The organism is Muricoccus vinaceus (genome assembly GCF_042433125.1).
In the GTDB taxonomy this organism is placed as follows: domain Bacteria; phylum Pseudomonadota; class Alphaproteobacteria; order Acetobacterales; family Acetobacteraceae; genus Roseomonas; species Roseomonas vinacea.
The window spans coordinates 312,584-329,716 of the sequence record NZ_JBHLVZ010000001.1; the positions used below are offsets into that span (position 1 = coordinate 312,584).

Consider the following 17,133-nt stretch of genomic DNA (forward strand, 5'->3'; position numbering starts at 1 on the left):
CCCGGAAAGAGCCCATGGAAGACGAAGCCTCTCCGATCCGCCCTCGCGTGCTGCTTCTCGCCTGCGCCGCCGCGGTCGCGGTGTTCGCGGCCTCGGCCACCGTCGCCTGGCGGCAGTTCCAGATGCTGGGAAGCATCACGCAGCTGGACCCATCCCCTGCGGCCGCCTCGCCCTCCCCTTTCCAGCCGCCGGAGCGCGCCGAAGCGCCGGTCGCCGGCTTTGCTCCGGCCGCGACGGCAGCCGGCATCGTGGCGCCGGAGCCCGGCGGCGCCCCGACCCTGGTGTCATGGCCGCACGAGCCGCGCGGGTCGGAAGCGGCTCCGGCCGGGCCCATGCAGCGCGCACTGCTGGAGTTCCTGGGTGGCGGAGCCGCTTTCCCGTCGCTGGATGATCCTCCCGCACCGGCCTTTCTTCCGGAGGCGCTTTCCCTGCCGGGGCTGATGCCGCTGCCAGAACCCGCGCCCGCCTCGCCACTCCCCTTTTCCACTGACCTGGCCATGGCGCCTGAGCCGGAGATCACGCTGGCGGAGGATATGGGCATCCCGGCCGGGGTGCCGCCCCTGGTCCCGGCCCAGGCCCCGCCGGACGAGCTGCCGGACGAGCCTCTCCCGCGTTCCCCCGGAGGCGAGGAGGCGATGGTTGTTGCTGGCCCTCCTTCCGCGCCGCTCCCATCCGCGGACCTGGCCATCCTGCCCGTCGCCGATGCCTCGGCCGACGACCAACCGCGCCCTCCCGCCCCCCTTCCCGCAGCCGCCGCCGCGCCGGTTCGTGCGCCGGCCCGGCCCCGCGCGCGGATCTGCGCGGGCAGCCCCACCGGCAACTACACCTTCGCCGCGCGGGAGATCGCCGCCCACGCGGGCGCGCTCGGTGAACTGGAGGTGATCACCACCGCCGGCTCGGGCGACAACCTGCGCCGGCTGGCCGATGGGGAGTGCGAGATGGGCTTCTCCCAGGCCGATGTTTTGGCACTGCGCGCCATTGAGCACCCGCAGCAGGTCGCGGGGCTCGATCCCTTCAAGCGGGTTTACGGCGAGTACGCGCATATCCTCTGCCCGCTCGCCTCCGGCTGGACAAATGCCGGCGCCTTTGACGGCCGCACGCGCCTGATCGTCGGCGGCGATGGAAGCGGCACGGCGGAGACCTGGCGGGCCCTGATCCGTGCGGCACCCGCGCTGGCGGCGGTGCAGCGGGTGAACGACCCGGTGAACCTCGTGGCCGTGAACCGCGTGAAGGACAGCCGCGACACCTGCATGCTCTGGATCAGCGGGCTGAACAGCGGCGACATGCAGGGGGCGAACCGGATGTCGGCCAACACGCCCGACGGGCGGCGGGCCATGCGCCTGGTCAGCGTCACCGTTCCGGAGCTGCGCGGCATGCGCCTGGCGGACGGCCAGCCGATCTACCGCTTCGAGCAGATCACCGCGCGCAGCGGCAGCTACGAGAACCTGCTCGATACCCGCGTCGCCGTGAATGCCGAGGGACGGCGCTTCGTGCAGGGCGGATCGGTCACCGTGCCGGTCGTGGACGCGGTGCTTGTGGTGCGGCGGGACTTCCTCGCCGCGCTGCCCGGGCGCGGGTCGGAGATCGTCTCGGCGGTGGAGGATGCGGGGCCGGCGATCTGGGCACGGGTCAGCCCGCGGCGTTGATCCGTGCCTCGCGCCCGGTCACCGCGCCGGCCGTTCGCCCCCCCTTCGCCCGCGCACCAGTGACTCGCACCGGTTGTCCTCGCCCACCCCGAACTGGATGGTGGGCAGCAGGCCCGCCACCGGGGCGACCAGCGCGGCAAGCCCGCCGATGACGCCGCCGCGTGCCGCCAGTTCCGTCATGTCGGGCCCCACATCGGGGTCGCGGAAGCTGCCATCGATCAGGATGGAGGTCGGCACGGCCCCGATGGTGAAGCGCTTCGACTCGCTCCGCAGCCGCACCTCCATGCGCTCCGCGGCGAGGTTCACGCTGCCGGTGGCGTTCACGATCACGTCCTCGGTATCCAGGATCACGGTGCGGAGGCCGAGCACGCCGCGCTGAAGGGCGAAGTTGCCGACGAAGCATTGCACAACCGTCCGCCCGGGCACGCCAAGCGAGGAGAGGATGGCGTTCCCGAGCCTCAGCCCCGAGAGGTCGACCAGCAGCGCCGAAAGGTTGCCGCCGCTCATGCCCAGGGTGATCTCGCCCGTGCCGCGGCCGAGAATATCGGCGAAGGACTTGCCCGCGCCCTCGATCCGCCCGCGCCCGCTGATCCGGCCAGCCCCCTCGAAGGCATTGGTGGCGCGCATCAGCCGCGACAGGTCGAGGCGCTGGAACTGAATGTCCGCCCGCGCCCGCAGGCGGCCGCCCTCCTCGGGCGTGAAGGAGATGTTGCCCTGGATCTGCCCGGTGCCGACGCCGAGCGCCACGGGGCGGAGCGTGATGGCGCCGTCCTTCAGCTCCATCTCGGTGCGCAGCGTGTCGAACGGCATGTTGCGCCCGGTGATGCGGTCCGCCCGGTAGGTCATGTGGACGTTGGCCGCGTCGAGCTTGGGGAAGTTGATGGGATCGTCCGGCAGCACGCGCGCGCGCGCCTGGTTGCGCGCCTGCTCGCGGCGCTGCTGCGCGGTCTGCCCGGGCGTGGAGGCGCGGCCCGGTTCCTCTCCGATGAAGCCGCCGATATCGGCGAGGTCCACGCGGTTCGAATGCAGCTCCGCCTCCACGCTGGGCTTGGAACCCGCCGTCGTCACGGCGATGGTGCCCGACAGGTCGCTGCTGCCGAGCCGCCCGGTGAAGTCGCGGAAGCGTACGCGGCCATCCACGTAGTCGAGCTGCCCGCCGAGCCGGAAAGGCGGCGTCTTGGGGATGGGCACGCCCGTGAGGGGCTGGAGCAGCCCCATGTCCGGTCCCTGCAGATCGAGCCGCACATCGGCACCCTGCAGCTCCAGCGGGTTGCTCAGGGTGCCGCGCAGGTTCACGCGGGTCGGCCCGTTCTCGAGCTGCATCTCCACGGGCCAGGGCCGGTCCGCTTCCCGCAGCGCCAGCACGGCGCCGCCCGTTGCGGTGCCGGTGATCGGCTGGCCCGCATAGGTCCCTTGGGCATCCACCACGATGCGGGGATCAGGCGTGTCCTCGGCGCGGGTGGCGACGGCGAGGTTGAAGTCCGCCTTCAGCCGGGGGTCGACCACATGCGCGCGGCCCTCGACGATGCGCAGCAACCCGATGCGTGGCCCGGGTCTCGCCTCCGCCGGCTGTGGCGCGTCGCCGGCGGGCTGGCCCAGATCAAAGGCGTAGTTCGTCTGTCCGTCCTCGCGCGCGATCGCCTCCACCACCGGGCGCGTCAACTCGATGGCAGGAATGACGATGGAGCGGTCGTGCCAGTAAGCCATGACGTCCAGGCTCAGCGAGGCGCGCTCCGTCGTGGCGAAGGGGGGATCCTCCTGGAAGCCCTCCGGGTTTCCGATACGCAGCCCCTCGGCCGCGACCTCCGTGATGCGGCCCAGGCGGACATGCAGGTGCTCGATCCGCACGGGACGCCCGAGAGCGGCCGATGCGCGGCGTTCCGCGAGGGGGATGAACCAATCCCACGACCAGAACACCACCAGCAAAAGGAGCAGGAGAAGCGGAACCCCCGTCCAGATCGCCCAGCGCGGCACGCGGCCCTTTGCCATCCTCCCCTCCCCTCCGGCTATCGGCCTGTCACCATTGCCCAGTCCGTTAACTTGGACTGGGCGCCAGGGTTCCTCCCGGGATGGAAGACCGGAAACCGCACGCGCTGGGCGCATCGGATTACAGCGAGTTAACACAGCTGTGACACACAGGGCCGCCCTCCTGGCCTATGACCCCATCCGCTCTTTCCAAGCCTGCCGCGGCCAAGCCGTTCCGGTGTGGCCTGCGGGTGAACCGACGGTGGCGCCTGGCCGCGGCGGATCGTGGCCGGCCCGGTGCTTACGCCCACGGTGCGGCAAGGAAGAGCTTCGCCTTTTGACCTGCTCGCGCGTTGTTGCAACGCACACAGGTGAGGCCTGGTGCCCCACAGCGAACCGGATTGCCGTATGCCCCTCGTAAGTGTCATCTGCCCCGTCTTCAACACCGACGCATCGATGCTGCGCGCGGCCGCGGCGTCCGTTCTGAGTCAGACCGGCGGGGCACAGGCCGTGCAGGGGCAGGGGCAGGAGGCGGTGGAGCTTGAGCTCCTGCTGGTCGATGATGGCACCACGGCCCCCGCCACCCTGGAGGCGCTGGAGGCGATCGCGGCGGACCCCCGGGTCCGCTTCATCCGGAACCCGCGAAACCTCGGCCCGGCGGGAACGCGCAACGCCGGCATTCGCGCGGCACGGGGATCGCTGATCGGGTTCATCGATGCGGACGACCTCTGGCCCGAGGGAAGCCTGGCCGTTCGCCTCTCGGCACCCGCCGGGCCGGGGGATTGCATCCTCGGTGCCTTCGAGGAGCTTCTTCCGGGGGAGTTGCGCGTGACCGCCTCCCCGCTGCCGCTTTCGGAGGAAGGGCAGCTGCTCCGCGATGACTGGTATGCCTGGGAGCCTGACCAGGCCGCGCCCGGCCTGATCGCCGGATGGCGGCACCTTGGCTGCCTTCTCGCGCCAAAGGAGGCGCTGGAGGAGGTCGGGCTGTTCGACGAGACACTGCTCTACGGGGAAGACTGGCTTCTGATGGTGCGGCTCGCCGCCGCGCGCCGGATCGTGGGCACCGAGAAGCCGCTCTACATCCTGCGCCGCCAGCACGCGAGCATGATGACCCGGCGGGAGCGCCTGACCCGCGCCTTCTCCAAGGCCCAGGAAACCGCCTATTCCGACCGGCGGCTGCGCCCGTATCGCAAGCAGCTGCGCTGGGCCGTGGTGCGCCAGTACAAGGGCATGGCGGTGAACAGCCTCGCGAACGGCGTGCCGCTCAACGGCGTCCGTTGTGCGCTGCTCGCTTGGTCCATGGATCCGCGCGAGGTGCCGCAGCTCCTCACCTTCCTGCGCGCCGCGATGACGCGCGACCCGAGCCGGCGCAACGAGACGGCACGGCGCTACTGCAACGCCGTGGTCACGCCCGGCCTCGCATGAGCAGGGGCCGTTCCCTGCGACCGGCGGTGCCATGCTGACCGTCATCATGGCGTCGCGCAACGGCGCGGGCTGGTTGAAGGAAACGCTGGACGCCTTCGCCGCCCTCCATCCGCCGGAGGGCGGATGGAAGCTCGTGGTCGTGGACAACGGCAGCACCGACCGGACCTCCGCCGTGGTGCGCGGCTTCCAGCAACGCCTCCCCCTCACCGCCCTGCATCAGGCGCGGCCCGGCAAGAACGCCGCGCTCAATCTGGCGCTCGAGGAGGCGGAGGGCGACCTCGTCGTCTTCACGGATGACGACGTCCTGCCCGACCCGGATTGGCTCCTGCAGCTTCGCCAGGCCGCTGCGGACTTCCCGGACACGGGTGTTTTCGGTGGCCGGATCGATCCGTGCTGGCCGCGTCCGCCCGCTCGCTGGATCACGGATCTCGTGCCCCTCGGGCTTGTTTACTCGCTGACGGTGGAGCGCGAGGACGGCCCCTGCGACCCGCAATGGATCTGGGGCCCGAACATGATGGTGCGCTCGGCGCTGCTGGAAGGCGGCCATCGCTTCGATGAGGAGGTGGGCCCCGACGGCACCATGGCCTATCGGATGGGTTCGGAGACCACCTTCACGAAGGAGCTTGCCGCCCAGGGCGCCCGGTGCCGGCACGTCGCCCGCGCCCGTGTGCGGCACATGATCCGCCCCTTCCAGATGAAGCGCAGCTGGATCCTGGGCCGGGCCTTCCGCGCCGGACGGGGCTACTGGGAGCCGGAGCCGGAGCGGGTCGCCATCCTCGGCGTGCCCCGGCACATCCTGCGCGAAGTGGGCGAGGCCGCCGGCCGCTGGGCGGTGGCCCGCCTGCGCGGCAACGCCCGCGAGCGCTTCCGCGCGGCGTGGGACCTGAACTTCTGGCGTGGCGTGCTGCACGAGGCCTGGATCAACCGGGCGCGGCCTAAGCGGCGGGCCGATGCCTCCCGCCCCGGCGCCCGGGACCGGACGGCGCTGAGCGCCGGTCCGGACTAGCGGCGCGCGGCGGCCAGCCGCCCCTTCAGCGTTCCCGCGGCCATCACGAGGCGCGCGACCACCGCACGCGCCGGCTCCGGCAGCCCGGCGACCGCGCGCTTGGCACGCGACAGGGGTGGCAGGGCGCCAGCTGGAATAAGCCGCGCGATGGCGCGCACCTCCTCGAAGCGCCCACGGGCGAAGGCGGTGTCCAGCGCCGCGCGACGGCGCTCGGCCGCGCTGGCGCGGAAGGCATCGGCATGGGCCGCGAAGGGCGGGCGCGTCCGGAGCACGTGGTCCAGCACCTCGGCATCGCCCAGGTTCATCGCCAGCACGTCGCCCGAATCGTTGCTGCCGTGCTTGCGGATGCCCACCAGCGGGGTCCAGAGGATCCCGAGCGGGGCGTGCTCGGCGATGCGGAGGGCGGTGGCGAAGTCGCGCCCGACGAGGCCGGATACGCCTTCGTCCCAGCCACCGGCGCCGCGCAGGAAGTCCCGGTCCACCACGAGTGCGGAGGGAAAGAAGGGCTGGAAGCGCACCAGCCGCTCGGCCATCGGGCGGTCGAAGACCATGGCCCCTTCACGCATGGGGCGCATGCCCTCCCAGAAACCGGCTGGGGCATCGTCGAACTTCGTGGCCTCGCTCCAGCTTCCCTCGCGCACGATGCGGAAGTTGCCGTATGCGGCACGAAGGCCCGGTTCCGTGTCCCACAGCGCCTCCATCGCGGCCAGGAAGCCGGGGTGCCAGAGGTCGTCGCTGTCGCAGAAAGCGACCAGCGTGCCGCTGGCCTCCCGCAGGCCGACGTTGCGCGCCGCGAGGTCGCCCGCATTGGCCGTCCGGACGGCCTGCACCCCGCGCGCGGCGTAGCGTGCGAGAAGGTCCGGGGTGCTGTCGGTGGAGCCATCGTCCACGACGATGACCTCGTCGGGCGCCCGCTCCTGGCCGAGGATGCGGTCGAGTGTTTCGGGAAGGAGCGCCGCGCGGTTCCAGGCAGGAACAACGGCGGTGATGCGGCGCGCGCTCATGCCCCGGCCCGCCCCGGCACGCCCCGCGCCAGCACGCGCCGGAACAGGGAGAGCTGCCCGGCAGTGGTCTCGTCCCAGCCGAAGCGTTCGGCGTAGGCGCGCGTCGCCTCGCGCGAGGGCGGGGCGGAAAGCAGCCTGCGCACGCCCTCGGCGATCGCGTCCGGCGTGACGGTGTCGATCACGAGCCCGGCCGCGGGCGATGACACCGCCTCCCGGCTGCCCCAGGCCGGGCTCGCCACGACGGGTGTGCCGCAAGCCATGGATTCCAGCAGCACATTGGCCCAGCCCTCGCGGGATGAGGCCAGCACCAGCGCGTCCGCCGCGCTGTAGAAGGTCGGCAGGCGGCCATGCGGCTGCGGCCCCACCATCCGCACCCGCTCCGCCACGCCGCACTCGGCCGCGAGCGCCAGCAGCGCGGCGCGGTCCGGTCCCTCCCCCGCGATCAGCAGCGTGTGGCCGGGCAGGTCGCGCAACGCGGGGATGATGTGGTGATGGCCCTTGCGCTCGATCAGCAGGCCGACCGAGAGCAGCACGCGCCCTTCCCCAAGCCCCAGTTCCGCACGCGCCGCCGCGCGGTCCTGCGGCTGGAAGGCGCGCAGGTCCACGCCGTTGCGCAGCACCGTCACCTTCTCCGGCGGAGCGCCCAGCTCGTGCAGGCCTTCCGCAAGCCCCGCGCTGACGGCGATCAGCGCATCGGAGCCCTTGATCGCGACCTGCTGGATGAGTCGGCGCGGAATGGCGTGACGCGGCAGCAGGCTGGTGTCGGAGCCGCGGGCGGTGATCACCACCGGCTTTCCGAAGCGCCGGCCAAGCCAGACCGCCGCCACGCCGTCAGGGTAAAGGTAGTGCGCATCGATCGCGTCAAAGGAAAGCCCCTCCGAGACCAGTCGGGACAGCGCCCTGGCGGCCGCGCGGTAGAGGAGGAAGGGCGCCACCGACATGCCGAACCGCGGGATCACGGCGTAGCGCGGGTGGTGCACCGCGAGTCCGTGCCGCTCCTCGGCCCGTGGCGCGGCGGCGTGGCGCGCCCAGTCGCCGAAGCGGGGCGAGCGGGAGGGGAACCAGGGAACGGGGGCGAGAACCGTCGCCTCCGCCTCACCGCCGGCGACGAGGTGCCGCAGCCTGTTCTCGACGAAGACGCCGTGGCTGGGCCGCGCCGCGCTTGGGTAGAGCGTGCTGAAGGTCAGCAGGCGCAGCGGCCGTCCTGGCGGCGCGGTCCCGCCAGGAGCCGAACGGGGAACGGCTCCCCCGTGCGGCGCGGGATCCCGCAGCAGATCCTGGCTCATCGGGCTCGCCCGCCATGTCGAAGAGCCAGCCCAGCTTGTCCCGACGATGCGGCTCCGGCCTGACGGTCCAGGCCGCGAGCCAGGCGATGCCGATCAGCATGCACAGAAAGTACAATCCATCCATGGTCGCGCATCCCGTTCACCGGATATCCATTGCTGGTCAAACTGCGGCCGCAGGCCGCTTGGCCAGGGGCCGCGCGAGCGGCGGAGCGGCCGCGCTGCCCGTCGCCACGGCCATCCCCGGCTCCGGTTCCGGTGGCGCAGCCAGGCCCGGGTTGGCCCGGGCAAATGCGTGCTGGCGCCACCCCCGCGCGCCGGCGCTGGCCTCGACCACCAGCTCGCGCTTGGCGATCGAGTGCGCGCCGGCGATCACCACCAGCAGCGTCCAGTAGAAGTCCCAGTAGGAGAGCGAAAGAAAGGTGCCGCTGACCAGGAATGCCACGATCGACACCTGGGCCATTCGCCCGAAATCATAGGCCCAGGCGAGCTCCGGACGGTTGCGCGAGATCGCGACGAGGCGGAAGCAGTAGTAGACGCCGGCCAGGGTCAGCATCAGCCAGAGGGCGAAGGTCGGGAACCCGTTCTCGCCGAGCAGCTCGAACCAGATGCTGTGAACGGCCCGCGCCGGCCCGCCCGGCGCGACGGTATCCACCACGGACCGCGTGTAGGGCCCCGTGAAGCCCGCGCCGACCAGCGGCCGGTCGAGTGCCAGCTTCAGCGAAATGCCCCAGAGCACCAGCCGTTCGGAAGCGGAGGCATCCGCGTCGTAGGAACCGATGGACTGCATGCGCTCCGTCCACTGCGCCGGCATAAAGGCGAGCGCACCGGCCAGGCAGACCGCCAGCACGGCGCCCGTCACAACCTTCCGGCTGCTGCGCCACCACAACACCGCGGTCGCCGCGCCCAGGCCCAGAAGGGCGCCGCGGGAATAGCTGGAGACGGTGGCAAGCAGGGTCAGGCACATGGCCGCGGCAAGGCCGATCCGCACCGGCGCGTTGCGCGACTGCTGGCGCAGGTAGTTCATCAGCGGCAGGGTCACCAGCAGCGCGGCGGCCAGGTGGTTGTTGTCGTTGATCATGGTCTGCTCCGGGCCCCAGACCCGGTAGGACCCGCCCGTGAGGATCGAGAAGATGCCCCCGCGCACGCCGTAGTAGCCGATCGAGATCACCATCACCCAGACCAGCGCGTGCACCCGCCGCCGTTCCGTCAGCAGCGAGGCTGTGAGCAGCAGGCCGAGCAGCACCTTCTCCACGTGCTCCCACTTCGCGTAGGCCGCGCCCGGCGACCCCAGCGCCATCATGGTGGTGACGGAGAAGGCGATCATCAGCGCGATGATCAGCCCGGTGACGGCATTGAAGGCAAAACGCTTCGGCTCCCCAGCCAGCACGCAACCGAGCAGGGTGGCCGCGAAAACCATCATCGCCCAGGGCATCGAGCCCGCCGCCCCATAGACGAGCCGGTGGGGGTTCATGAAGGAGATCCAGGACCACAGCAGAATGCCGACAAAGGGTCGTGCCACCGCGAGCGGCAGCAGCAGCAGCATGGTCGCGAGGAAAACCGCGTCACGCATGGGCGGCGCGCTCCGTAGGGCAAGGGGCTGGCAGGCGACGGCTCACCGGCCGGCCTTCAGATCGGACATGAGGCGTTCCGCATCCTGGCGGCCGTCGAAGGCCGCGGGCGTCGCCAGGGTGGGCGTGAGCACGCGGAGTGCCTCCTCACGCTGCCCCGCCTGGCGGAGTGCGAAGGCCAGGCGCCAGGACGCCCCGGGATCGGGCCGCCCCGCCGCCTCGCGCGCTGCGACGGACTGGCGCAGCAGCGGCAGGCCCGTGGCCGTGTCGCCCGCACGCGTCAGGATCCAGCCGAGCGTGTCGGCGGTGTCCACGTTCTGCGACAGGGCGAAGGCACGTTCGGCAAACTCCCGTGCCGCCGGCGTGGCGCCGCGCCGGTCGATCAGCCAGGCGAGGTTGTTCAGCGCCAGGGCATCGTTCGGCGCGCGTTCCACCACCTTCGAAAGGCCAGCCTCCGCCTCGGCGTAGCGGCCCTGGACGATGTCGATGGAGGCAAGCGCGGACATGACGGCGATATCGCCGGGCTCCTTCGCGAGCCAGGTCCGGAGCACCGCCGCGGCCTCGGTGACCTTCCCGGCGTTCCGCAGGGAGGCCGCCTGCCGCTGCACGAGCACGGAATGCGGCGTCTTGGCCTGTGCCGCCCCATAGGCACGCGCGGCATCCTCCAGGCGGTTCTCCCCGGCCAGAAGGTCGCCGCGAAGAGCGGCCGCGGCGGGAAGGGAGGCGGGCTGGCTTGCCAGCCTGTCCGCGGCCGCCAGGGCGGCATCCAGTCCGCGCGCCTGCTTCACAAGGCCCACATAGGCCTGTTGCAGACGGGCATCCGCGGGCGTGGAGCGCAGTCCTTCCTGGATGATCGATTCGGCGCCGCGCTGGTCCGCCGCGCGAAGTGTCAGGGAGGCAAAGCGGATCCGTGCCTCGACCGAGGCGGGGTCCTCCGAAAGCGCCGTGCGGGCGGCCTCGCGCGCGTCGTCCCAGCGGCCGGCGGCGGCGAGCGCTTCCGTGCGTGCCATGGAAAGCAGCGGGCCGCGGCTGCGGGCGCCCGCGCGCAGCGCCGGCGCGTCGAGCAGCGCAACCGCCTTGGGCGCTTCGCCGGAGCGCACCATGATCTCGGCCAGCATCAGCGCCAGTGGCAACTCGCCCGGCGCGGCCGCCTGCGCCTGCTCCAGCAGGGCGCGGGCCGGCGCAGCGCGGGGAGAGTTGGGCTGCGCGGCGGCACCCAGCCGCGCCAGCGCGTCGGCATTCGCCGGCTCGCGCTTCAGCACCTCGGCCAGCAGCGCCTCCGCTTCCTCCGGCTTGCCGCTGGCGGCGGCGACGCGCGAAAGGCCGAGCCGCGCGCCAATGGAATTCGGATGGTCGCGCAGCACGCCCTCGAAGGAGGCGCGGGCGCCGGGCAGGTCCAGCTTGGTCAGCTTGATCGTGCCCTCCGTCACCCCCGCCGCCTCGCCGTGGCGCCCGGCCTCGCCCAGCCGCTCCAGCTGGGCCGTCGCCGTGCTCATGTCGCCCCGCAGCATGGAGGCGGTGGCGAGCAGCTCCCGCACCGGGGGCTGTTCCGGCTGAAGGGCGAGGGATTTCTCCGCCGCCTCGATGGCGCCCCGCGCATCCCCTGCGCCGAGGCGCGCGGCGGCGAGACGGTTCAGGATGCCCGTATCCTGCGGCGCCAGCGCCGCGGCCCGGCCCAGGGCCTCGGCGGCCTCGCGCGGGCGCCGGGCCGCGGCCTGGGCGCGGCCGAGAAGGTCGTAGGTCTCCGCATCCGCCGTGCCCTGCGGCCCCAGCCGGCCGACGTAGCGGCTCAGCGTGCCTGCCGCCGCGTCGGGCTTGTTGGCCTCCATCTCCATGGCGGCCAGCAGCCTCACGCCACGCGGGTCCTCCGGCCGCCGCGCCACGTGACGCCGAGCGGCGTCCTCGGCCTGCGCCGTCTGGTTAAGGCCGCGCTTCACGACAGCCAGCAGCAGGTACCCGTCGGGGAAGTTGCCGAGAAAGGAGCTGAGGCGGACCAGGTTCTCGTCCGCGAGTTGCCATTCGGAAGCCCGCGCGTGCAGGGTCGCGCGCAGGTAGCCACCCGCCACGCTGCCGGGCTGGGTGGTCAGGGCCGCATCCACATCGCGCCGCGCGGCCGCATTGTCGCCCAGCTGCATCAGCGCCTCGGCCCTCGCCAAACGGGCCGGCACGTTGCCCGGCGAAACCGCGAGCACGCGCCCGATGGTCTCGATGCCCTCGCGCTGAGCGCCGCGCGCGACCTGCAGCGTTCCCTTCCGGAGGAGGGCCTCGACCGAATTGGGGTCGATCGCGATCGCCTTGTCGGATTCCGCTTCCGCGCCCTGGCGATCACCCTTGGACAGCGCGAGGGCGGCCGCCGCGATATGCGCCTCCGACGTGTTGGGCCCGAGGCTGAGCGCCTCGGCCACCGAGGCCGCCGCATCGTCCTGCCGGTTCAGCGAGAGTTGGGCCAGCGCCCGGCCGGACGCGATCTGCGTGCCCAGCGCCGGGTTGCCCGGCTGGGGCGGAAAGTCTCGCAGAAGATCGGCGTGCCGGCCCTGCATGAGGTAGGCGCGCAGGATCGCGGCGGTCGCCATGGCCGGATCCGCGCCGATCTCCAGCGCTGCCCTGGCTTCCTTCTCGGCCGTGGTGCCATCGCCGAGGTCCAGGCTGGCCTGAACCAGGGCCATGCGGGCGGCAACGGAGCGCGGCTCGTCCCGCACCGCGTTGCGCATCTCGATCTGCGCCGTTCGAAGGTCGCCGCGGGCCTGGGCCGCCCGGGCCCTCTCCATCGGCTGGGCCGAGGCCGGGGCGATGGCGGCCGCCGAGATCCCGGCAAGCAGAGCAAAGGCCAGGGGGCGGGGGAACGCCGTCGGGCGGATCATACAAGGTCTCCGGAAGGATTGTCGTGAATGCCCGCCGATTCTGGCGTGGCGGCTTCGCCGGCGCCGTCGGCGCCCTGGGCGGCCCCGCGCGCGCCCGGGCGCGCGGTCAGCCCGTGCTCGTCGAGCAGGCCGTAAAGCGTTGGCCGACTGATGCCGAGCAGCCGGGCGGCCGCGGCCACCCCGCCGTCGCTCAGCGCCAGTGCGCGCGCGATCGCGGCCCGTTCCGCCGCGGCGCGGGCGGTGCGCAGGTCGAGCGGCTGGTCGGAGGGCGCCGCAGGCTCCAGCTCGAGGTCGGCCGCGCTGACCTGCGGTCCCTCGGACATCAGCACGGCGCGGCGCACGCGGTTTTCCAGCTCGCGCACGTTGCCGGGCCAGGCATGGGCGGCGATGGCATCCGCCGCCGAGGCGTCGAAGCCGCGCAGGCGGCGGTCGAACTCCTGCGCGTGGCGCGCGAAGAACCAGCGGGCGAGCAGAAGCGCGTCGCCACCCCGTTCGCGCAGGGGCGGAATCCGCACCGTGACGCCGTTGAGCCGGTAAAGCAGGTCGCCACGGAAGCCGCCGTTCGCCGCCAGCGTTTCCAGCGGCTGGTTGGTGGCGGAGACCACGCGCACGTCCACCCGGAGCTGGGTGCGGCCGCCCACGCGCTCCACCACCTGGTCCTGAAGGAAGCGCAGCAGCTTGGCCTGGAGCGACATCGGCAGGTCGCCCACCTCGTCCAGGAACAGGGTGCCGCCGTTCGCCGCCTCGATCTTGCCGGTCACCTGCCGCACCGCGCCGGTGAAGGCGCCGCGCTCGTGGCCGAACAGCTCGCTTTCCAGCAGCGCCTCGGGGATGGCCGCGCAGTTCAGCGCGGCGAAGGGGCGCTTGGCGCGCGGGCCGAGCTCGTGCAGGGCCCGCGCCAGGGCCTCCTTGCCGGTGCCGCTCTCGCCGAGCAGCAGCACCGGCACGGAAACGCCCGCCAGTCGCTCCACCGTGCGGCAAACGCGCAGCATGTTGTCGTCGGCGGTGATGATGGCGGAGATTGGGCTGGGCCGCGGTGCGGCGGCGAGCTGGCGGTTCTCCTCCTCCAGCGCGCGCAGGCGCAGCGCCCGGTCCACCACCGTGCGCAGCACGTCGAGGTCCACCGGCTTCTCGCAGAAGTCGTAGGCGCCGGCCGCGATGGCACGCAGCATGTTCGCGCGCTCGTCCCGCCCGCTGGCCACCACGACCGGCAGGCCCGGACAGGTCCGGCGCAGCGCGTCCAGGGTCGCGAACCCTTCGGACACGCCCTCCGGGTCCGGTGGCAGGCCGAGATCGAGCAGGGCGGCGGAAGGGTGCTCCCGCCGCGCCACGACCTCCGCCTGCCGCCGGTCGGAGGCGAGCACAACGCGGCAGCCCGGAAAGGCCCAGCGATACTGGGCGAGAAGGCCGGGATCGTCCTCGACGATCAGCAGCGTCGGCTTGCTCATGCGAAGGCCGCCTGCTGCCTGGCCGTGGCCCGGGTGGCGAGGGGCAGGCGGAGCCGCATGGTCGTGCCGTGGCCCTTGCGGCTCTGCACCTCCAACTCGCCGCCGGCCTCGCGGAGAAGCTCACGCGCCTGCCATGCACCGATGCCGTTGCCATCGGCCCGCGCCGTGCGGAGCGGCCGGAACAGCTCGTCCCGGATGAAGTCGGCCGTCATGCCCGCTCCCTGGTCCACGATATCGAGCAGCAGCGCGTCTCCCTGGTGGTGAAGGTGAAGCCGGACGGCCGCGCCTGGGGGCGAGGCCTCGATCGCGTTGTCGAGCAGATGCCCGACCGCGGCTTCGAACGCGTCGGGCCGCATGGCCGCCGAGCCGATCGCGTCGCATTCGACGGCAACCTGCGGGCCGCGGCTGCGCGCGATGGCGCGAAGCCGGTCGGGCAGGTCCGGCACGCTGCCCGCCGGATCGGAACGCTCGGCCACGCTCAGCGCGTCGGCGGGTTCGCGCAGGCGGGCGATGAGGGTGTCGATGCGCGCGGTCGCGGCACGCACGGTGATCAGCATGTCCCGCTGGAACTCCGGATCGCTGATGTTGTCCTCGGCATTGCCGAGAAGAAGCTTGAGGCCGCCGGATACGGTTTTCACGTCATGGGCCACGAAGGCGAACCGCGCGGCGTAGCTGGCCAGGCGCCGTCCGTCGGCGAGACGTTCCGCGGCCTGCCGCTCGGCCAGAAACATGGCCACCTCACGTCCCAGCGCGCGCAGCAGTTCGAAGACCTCGGTATCCAGGGGGAAGGCAGCCCGGGGCGGGGCGAGGAGCACGGTGCCGAGCACGCCGTCCCGGTGGTGCAGCAGAGGCACCGCGAGCCAGAGCGAGCCATATGCCTCCCGCAGCGCATCCGCGCCCGGCGTTGCGCCGGACAGCACGAGAACACGTTCGCCAGCCCCGAGTGCCTCCAGCAACGGCCCCAGCTCCGGCGCAGCGACCGAGGGGGCATTCCAGGAGCCAGCCCAGCGCAGGCCGCCAGCATGGGCCTCTCCCGGGGCATCGCGGAGCAGCAGGACGCCCGCCGGGCTATCCACGGCATCCGCGATCGCGCGCACGGCGCGCAAAGAGGCCGGCGCCTCGCCATCGGGCCCGGACAGGGCAGTGATGCAGCGCATCCATTCCCGCCTGTAATCGTAACGGGCACGGAAGAAGGGGTCAACCAGAAACCGCCGGATGCGGGAACGGGCGGAGCGGGACGCCAAGGCGACGACCAACGCCATGACCCCGCCCGCGACCACGCTGGCCTGCGCCGTGCGGCCCCAGCTGCCGCCCAGCTGCTCCATCATCTCGCCGGCGGCGCCGACGCCGAAGAGGAAGGTGCCGCTGACGATGAGGGTGGCGCCATGGAACACCGCCTGGCGCGAGACCGGCGGGCCGCGCCGCCAGCGGCGGTCCCGCAGCGCCGTCACCAGGAGCAGCCCTGCTGCGAGAATGGTCAGCGCGGCGCGCGCGTCGATCAGAATCGGCGAGAAACGGCGGGCGAGGATCGCCTCCACATACAGAACCATGTCGAACACGCCGAGGCCGCCGATGGCGATGCAGGGCAGGTTGACGTGCCAGCGGGCAGCCTCGCCGGCACCGCGGTAGACGTTCTCCGCCAGCAACACCACAAGGACGGCCAGGCCCAGACGTGCCACGATGGAGGGGTTGGCCAGGACGCCGCTCGCGGAAGGGGCGAACGCCACGCCGGACATGGGAGGTGCCCAGGCGACCAGGGCCAGAAAGGCTGCCCCGATCAGCCAGGACCGGCGCCGCCACCGTCCGGCCTCCGCCGATTCGCGCTCCTGCAGGTGAAGGAGCAAGGCGCACCAGAACAGCGCCCGCGCCAGCTCCAGCAACCCAGGCAGCCCGTCCATCGGGGCATCCTGCGGCCAGAGCGCCACGGCACCTGACCAGACGGCGAGCGCCATGGTGCTTCCGCTGATCAGCCAGGTCGTGAAACCACGGCGACCGGTTGCGGCGACCAGAACAGCGATAAGGGCGCAGAACCCGGCACATGCAGCGTGGAGCGGCCACGACACGAGCAGGGTCGTGCCGACCCCGCTCATGGCCTTGTCGTGTTCCCGGCCAGGGGCCTCACCGCGACCCCTCCTGGAACAGGATCACGCGCACCGTTGCCACCAGGATCAGCAGGTCGAGGAAGAGGCTGCGGCGGCGCACGTAATAGAGATCATAGGTCAGCTTCTGGCGGGCATCCTCCACCGAGGCGCCGTAGGGGAAGTTGACCTGCGCCCAGCCCGTGATCCCCGGCTTGACCACCGCGCGGTCGGCGTAGTGCGGAATGACCTGGGAGAGCTGCTCCACGAAGGCGGGCCGTTCCGGGCGCGGCCCGATGAACGCCATGTCGCCCTTGAGCACGTTCAGCACCTGCGGGATCTCGTCGATGCGCGTCAGCCGCAAGAAGCGGCCGACCCGCGTCACCCGCGGATCCCGCCGCGTCGCCCATTGCGGCGCACCACCGGCCTCGGCATCCGTGCGCATGCTGCGCAGCTTGGTCAGGTGGATGATCTTGCCGCGCTTCCCGACCCGCGCCTGCCGGTAGAAGACCGGTCCGGGGCTGTCGAGCCGGATGGCCAGCGCCGCAAGCGCCGTGAGCGGCAGGGTGAGCAGCAACAGCCCGAGCGAGACGACCACATCGAAGGACCGGGAAACAAGCGCCTCACCGCGCGTCATGTGAGCGCCGCGCGCCGTCTCCAGCCAGCTCGGCTCCAGCGCGTCCAGATCCACCCGACCGGACAAGCGCTCAAGGAACTCCACCTCGCCGACGAGGCGGATCCCCGATCCCGCCCAGCTCTCCCGAAGAACCGGGGGAACGGTCTCGGGCTCGGGGGAGACCACCCAGCGGATGCCCCGCGCCGTCAGCTCCTGCGCGGCCAGGCCCA

The 17,133-nt window shown here is 72.3% G+C and carries 11 protein-coding genes; 3 read left to right on the forward strand and 8 right to left on the reverse strand.

Annotated elements, in window-relative coordinates; all coding sequences use genetic code 11:
* Positions 1-14 precede the first annotated feature (14 nt).
* Positions 15-1,646 carry a TAXI family TRAP transporter solute-binding subunit gene (locus ACFFIC_RS01505; RefSeq protein WP_377048245.1) on the forward strand — a complete coding sequence of 544 codons (1,632 nt, stop codon included), beginning with the start codon at positions 15-17 and terminating at the stop codon, positions 1,644-1,646.
* An 18-nt stretch (positions 1,647-1,664) separates the two neighbouring features.
* On the opposite strand, the gene ACFFIC_RS01510 is transcribed toward ACFFIC_RS01505, so the two are convergent.
* Positions 1,665-3,635, reverse strand: coding sequence for an AsmA family protein (locus ACFFIC_RS01510; protein ID WP_377048246.1), 1,971 nt, complete (start codon positions 3,633-3,635; stop codon positions 1,665-1,667).
* A gap of 384 nt (positions 3,636-4,019) precedes the next feature.
* Between ACFFIC_RS01510 and ACFFIC_RS01515 the strand changes: the two genes are divergently transcribed.
* Together ACFFIC_RS01515 and ACFFIC_RS01520 are read left to right on the forward strand one after the other, a co-directional pair.
* Positions 4,020-5,036, forward strand: coding sequence for a glycosyltransferase family 2 protein (locus tag ACFFIC_RS01515; protein WP_377048247.1), 1,017 nt, complete (start codon positions 4,020-4,022; stop codon positions 5,034-5,036).
* A 31-nt stretch (positions 5,037-5,067) separates the two neighbouring features.
* The gene (locus ACFFIC_RS01520) at positions 5,068-6,042 is read left to right on the forward strand and encodes a glycosyltransferase (protein WP_377048248.1); all 975 of its coding nucleotides are present in this window, start codon (positions 5,068-5,070) and stop codon (positions 6,040-6,042) included.
* On the opposite strand, the gene ACFFIC_RS01525 is transcribed toward ACFFIC_RS01520, so the two are convergent.
* The 7 genes from ACFFIC_RS01525 to ACFFIC_RS01555 form a co-directional block, all read right to left on the reverse strand.
* On the reverse strand, positions 6,039-7,046 hold the full coding sequence (locus ACFFIC_RS01525) for a glycosyltransferase family 2 protein (RefSeq protein WP_377048249.1): 1,008 nt from the start codon (positions 7,044-7,046) through the stop codon (positions 6,039-6,041). The two genes, ACFFIC_RS01520 and ACFFIC_RS01525, sit on opposite strands and share 4 nt — an antisense overlap.
* The gene (locus ACFFIC_RS01530) at positions 7,043-8,332 is read right to left on the reverse strand and encodes a glycosyltransferase family 4 protein (RefSeq protein WP_377048250.1); all 1,290 of its coding nucleotides are present in this window, start codon (positions 8,330-8,332) and stop codon (positions 7,043-7,045) included. Before ACFFIC_RS01530 ends, ACFFIC_RS01525 begins: the two co-directional genes overlap by 4 nt.
* A gap of 160 nt (positions 8,333-8,492) precedes the next feature.
* Positions 8,493-9,902 (reverse strand): putative O-glycosylation ligase, exosortase A system-associated, encoded by a 1,410-nt coding sequence (locus ACFFIC_RS01535; RefSeq protein ID WP_377048251.1) that lies wholly within the window; start codon positions 9,900-9,902, stop codon positions 8,493-8,495.
* A gap of 42 nt (positions 9,903-9,944) precedes the next feature.
* Entirely contained in the window at positions 9,945-12,761 is a 2,817-nt protein-coding gene (gene prsT / locus ACFFIC_RS01540; RefSeq protein WP_377048252.1) for an XrtA/PEP-CTERM system TPR-repeat protein PrsT, read from the reverse strand.
* Entirely contained in the window at positions 12,758-14,209 is a 1,452-nt protein-coding gene (prsR, locus tag ACFFIC_RS01545) for a PEP-CTERM-box response regulator transcription factor (protein ID WP_377048253.1), read from the reverse strand. The genes prsT and prsR overlap by 4 nt, the downstream gene beginning before the upstream one ends.
* Positions 14,206-16,299 carry an XrtA/PEP-CTERM system histidine kinase PrsK gene (prsK, locus tag ACFFIC_RS01550; RefSeq protein WP_377048254.1) on the reverse strand — a complete coding sequence of 698 codons (2,094 nt, stop codon included), beginning with the start codon at positions 16,297-16,299 and terminating at the stop codon, positions 14,206-14,208. The genes prsR and prsK overlap by 4 nt, the downstream gene beginning before the upstream one ends.
* Before the next feature lie 28 nt (positions 16,300-16,327).
* Positions 16,328-17,089, reverse strand: a complete 762-nt coding sequence (locus ACFFIC_RS01555; RefSeq protein ID WP_377048255.1) for an exopolysaccharide biosynthesis polyprenyl glycosylphosphotransferase — start codon at positions 17,087-17,089, stop codon at positions 16,328-16,330.
* Between the last annotated feature and the right edge of the window lie 44 nt (positions 17,090-17,133).

Bases quoted from the DNA above. Each gene is read 5' to 3' on its own strand.
- ACFFIC_RS01505 (WP_377048245.1), top strand. From the start codon at position 15: ATGGAAGACGAAGCCTCTCCGATCCGCCCTCGCGTGCTGCTTCTCGCC.
- ACFFIC_RS01535 (WP_377048251.1), bottom strand. From the start codon at position 9,902: ATGCGTGACGCGGTTTTCCTCGCGACCATGCTGCTGCTGCTGCCGCTC.
- ACFFIC_RS01515 (WP_377048247.1), top strand. From the start codon at position 4,020: ATGCCCCTCGTAAGTGTCATCTGCCCCGTCTTCAACACCGACGCATCG.
- ACFFIC_RS01525 (WP_377048249.1), bottom strand. From the start codon at position 7,046: ATGAGCGCGCGCCGCATCACCGCCGTTGTTCCTGCCTGGAACCGCGCG.
- ACFFIC_RS01530 (WP_377048250.1), bottom strand. From the start codon at position 8,332: ATGAGCCAGGATCTGCTGCGGGATCCCGCGCCGCACGGGGGAGCCGTT.
- prsT (WP_377048252.1), bottom strand. From the start codon at position 12,761: ATGATCCGCCCGACGGCGTTCCCCCGCCCCCTGGCCTTTGCTCTGCTT.
- prsK (WP_377048254.1), bottom strand. From the start codon at position 16,299: ATGAGCGGGGTCGGCACGACCCTGCTCGTGTCGTGGCCGCTCCACGCT.
- prsR (WP_377048253.1), bottom strand. From the start codon at position 14,209: ATGAGCAAGCCGACGCTGCTGATCGTCGAGGACGATCCCGGCCTTCTC.
- ACFFIC_RS01520 (WP_377048248.1), top strand. From the start codon at position 5,068: ATGCTGACCGTCATCATGGCGTCGCGCAACGGCGCGGGCTGGTTGAAG.
- ACFFIC_RS01510 (WP_377048246.1), bottom strand. From the start codon at position 3,635: ATGGCAAAGGGCCGCGTGCCGCGCTGGGCGATCTGGACGGGGGTTCCG.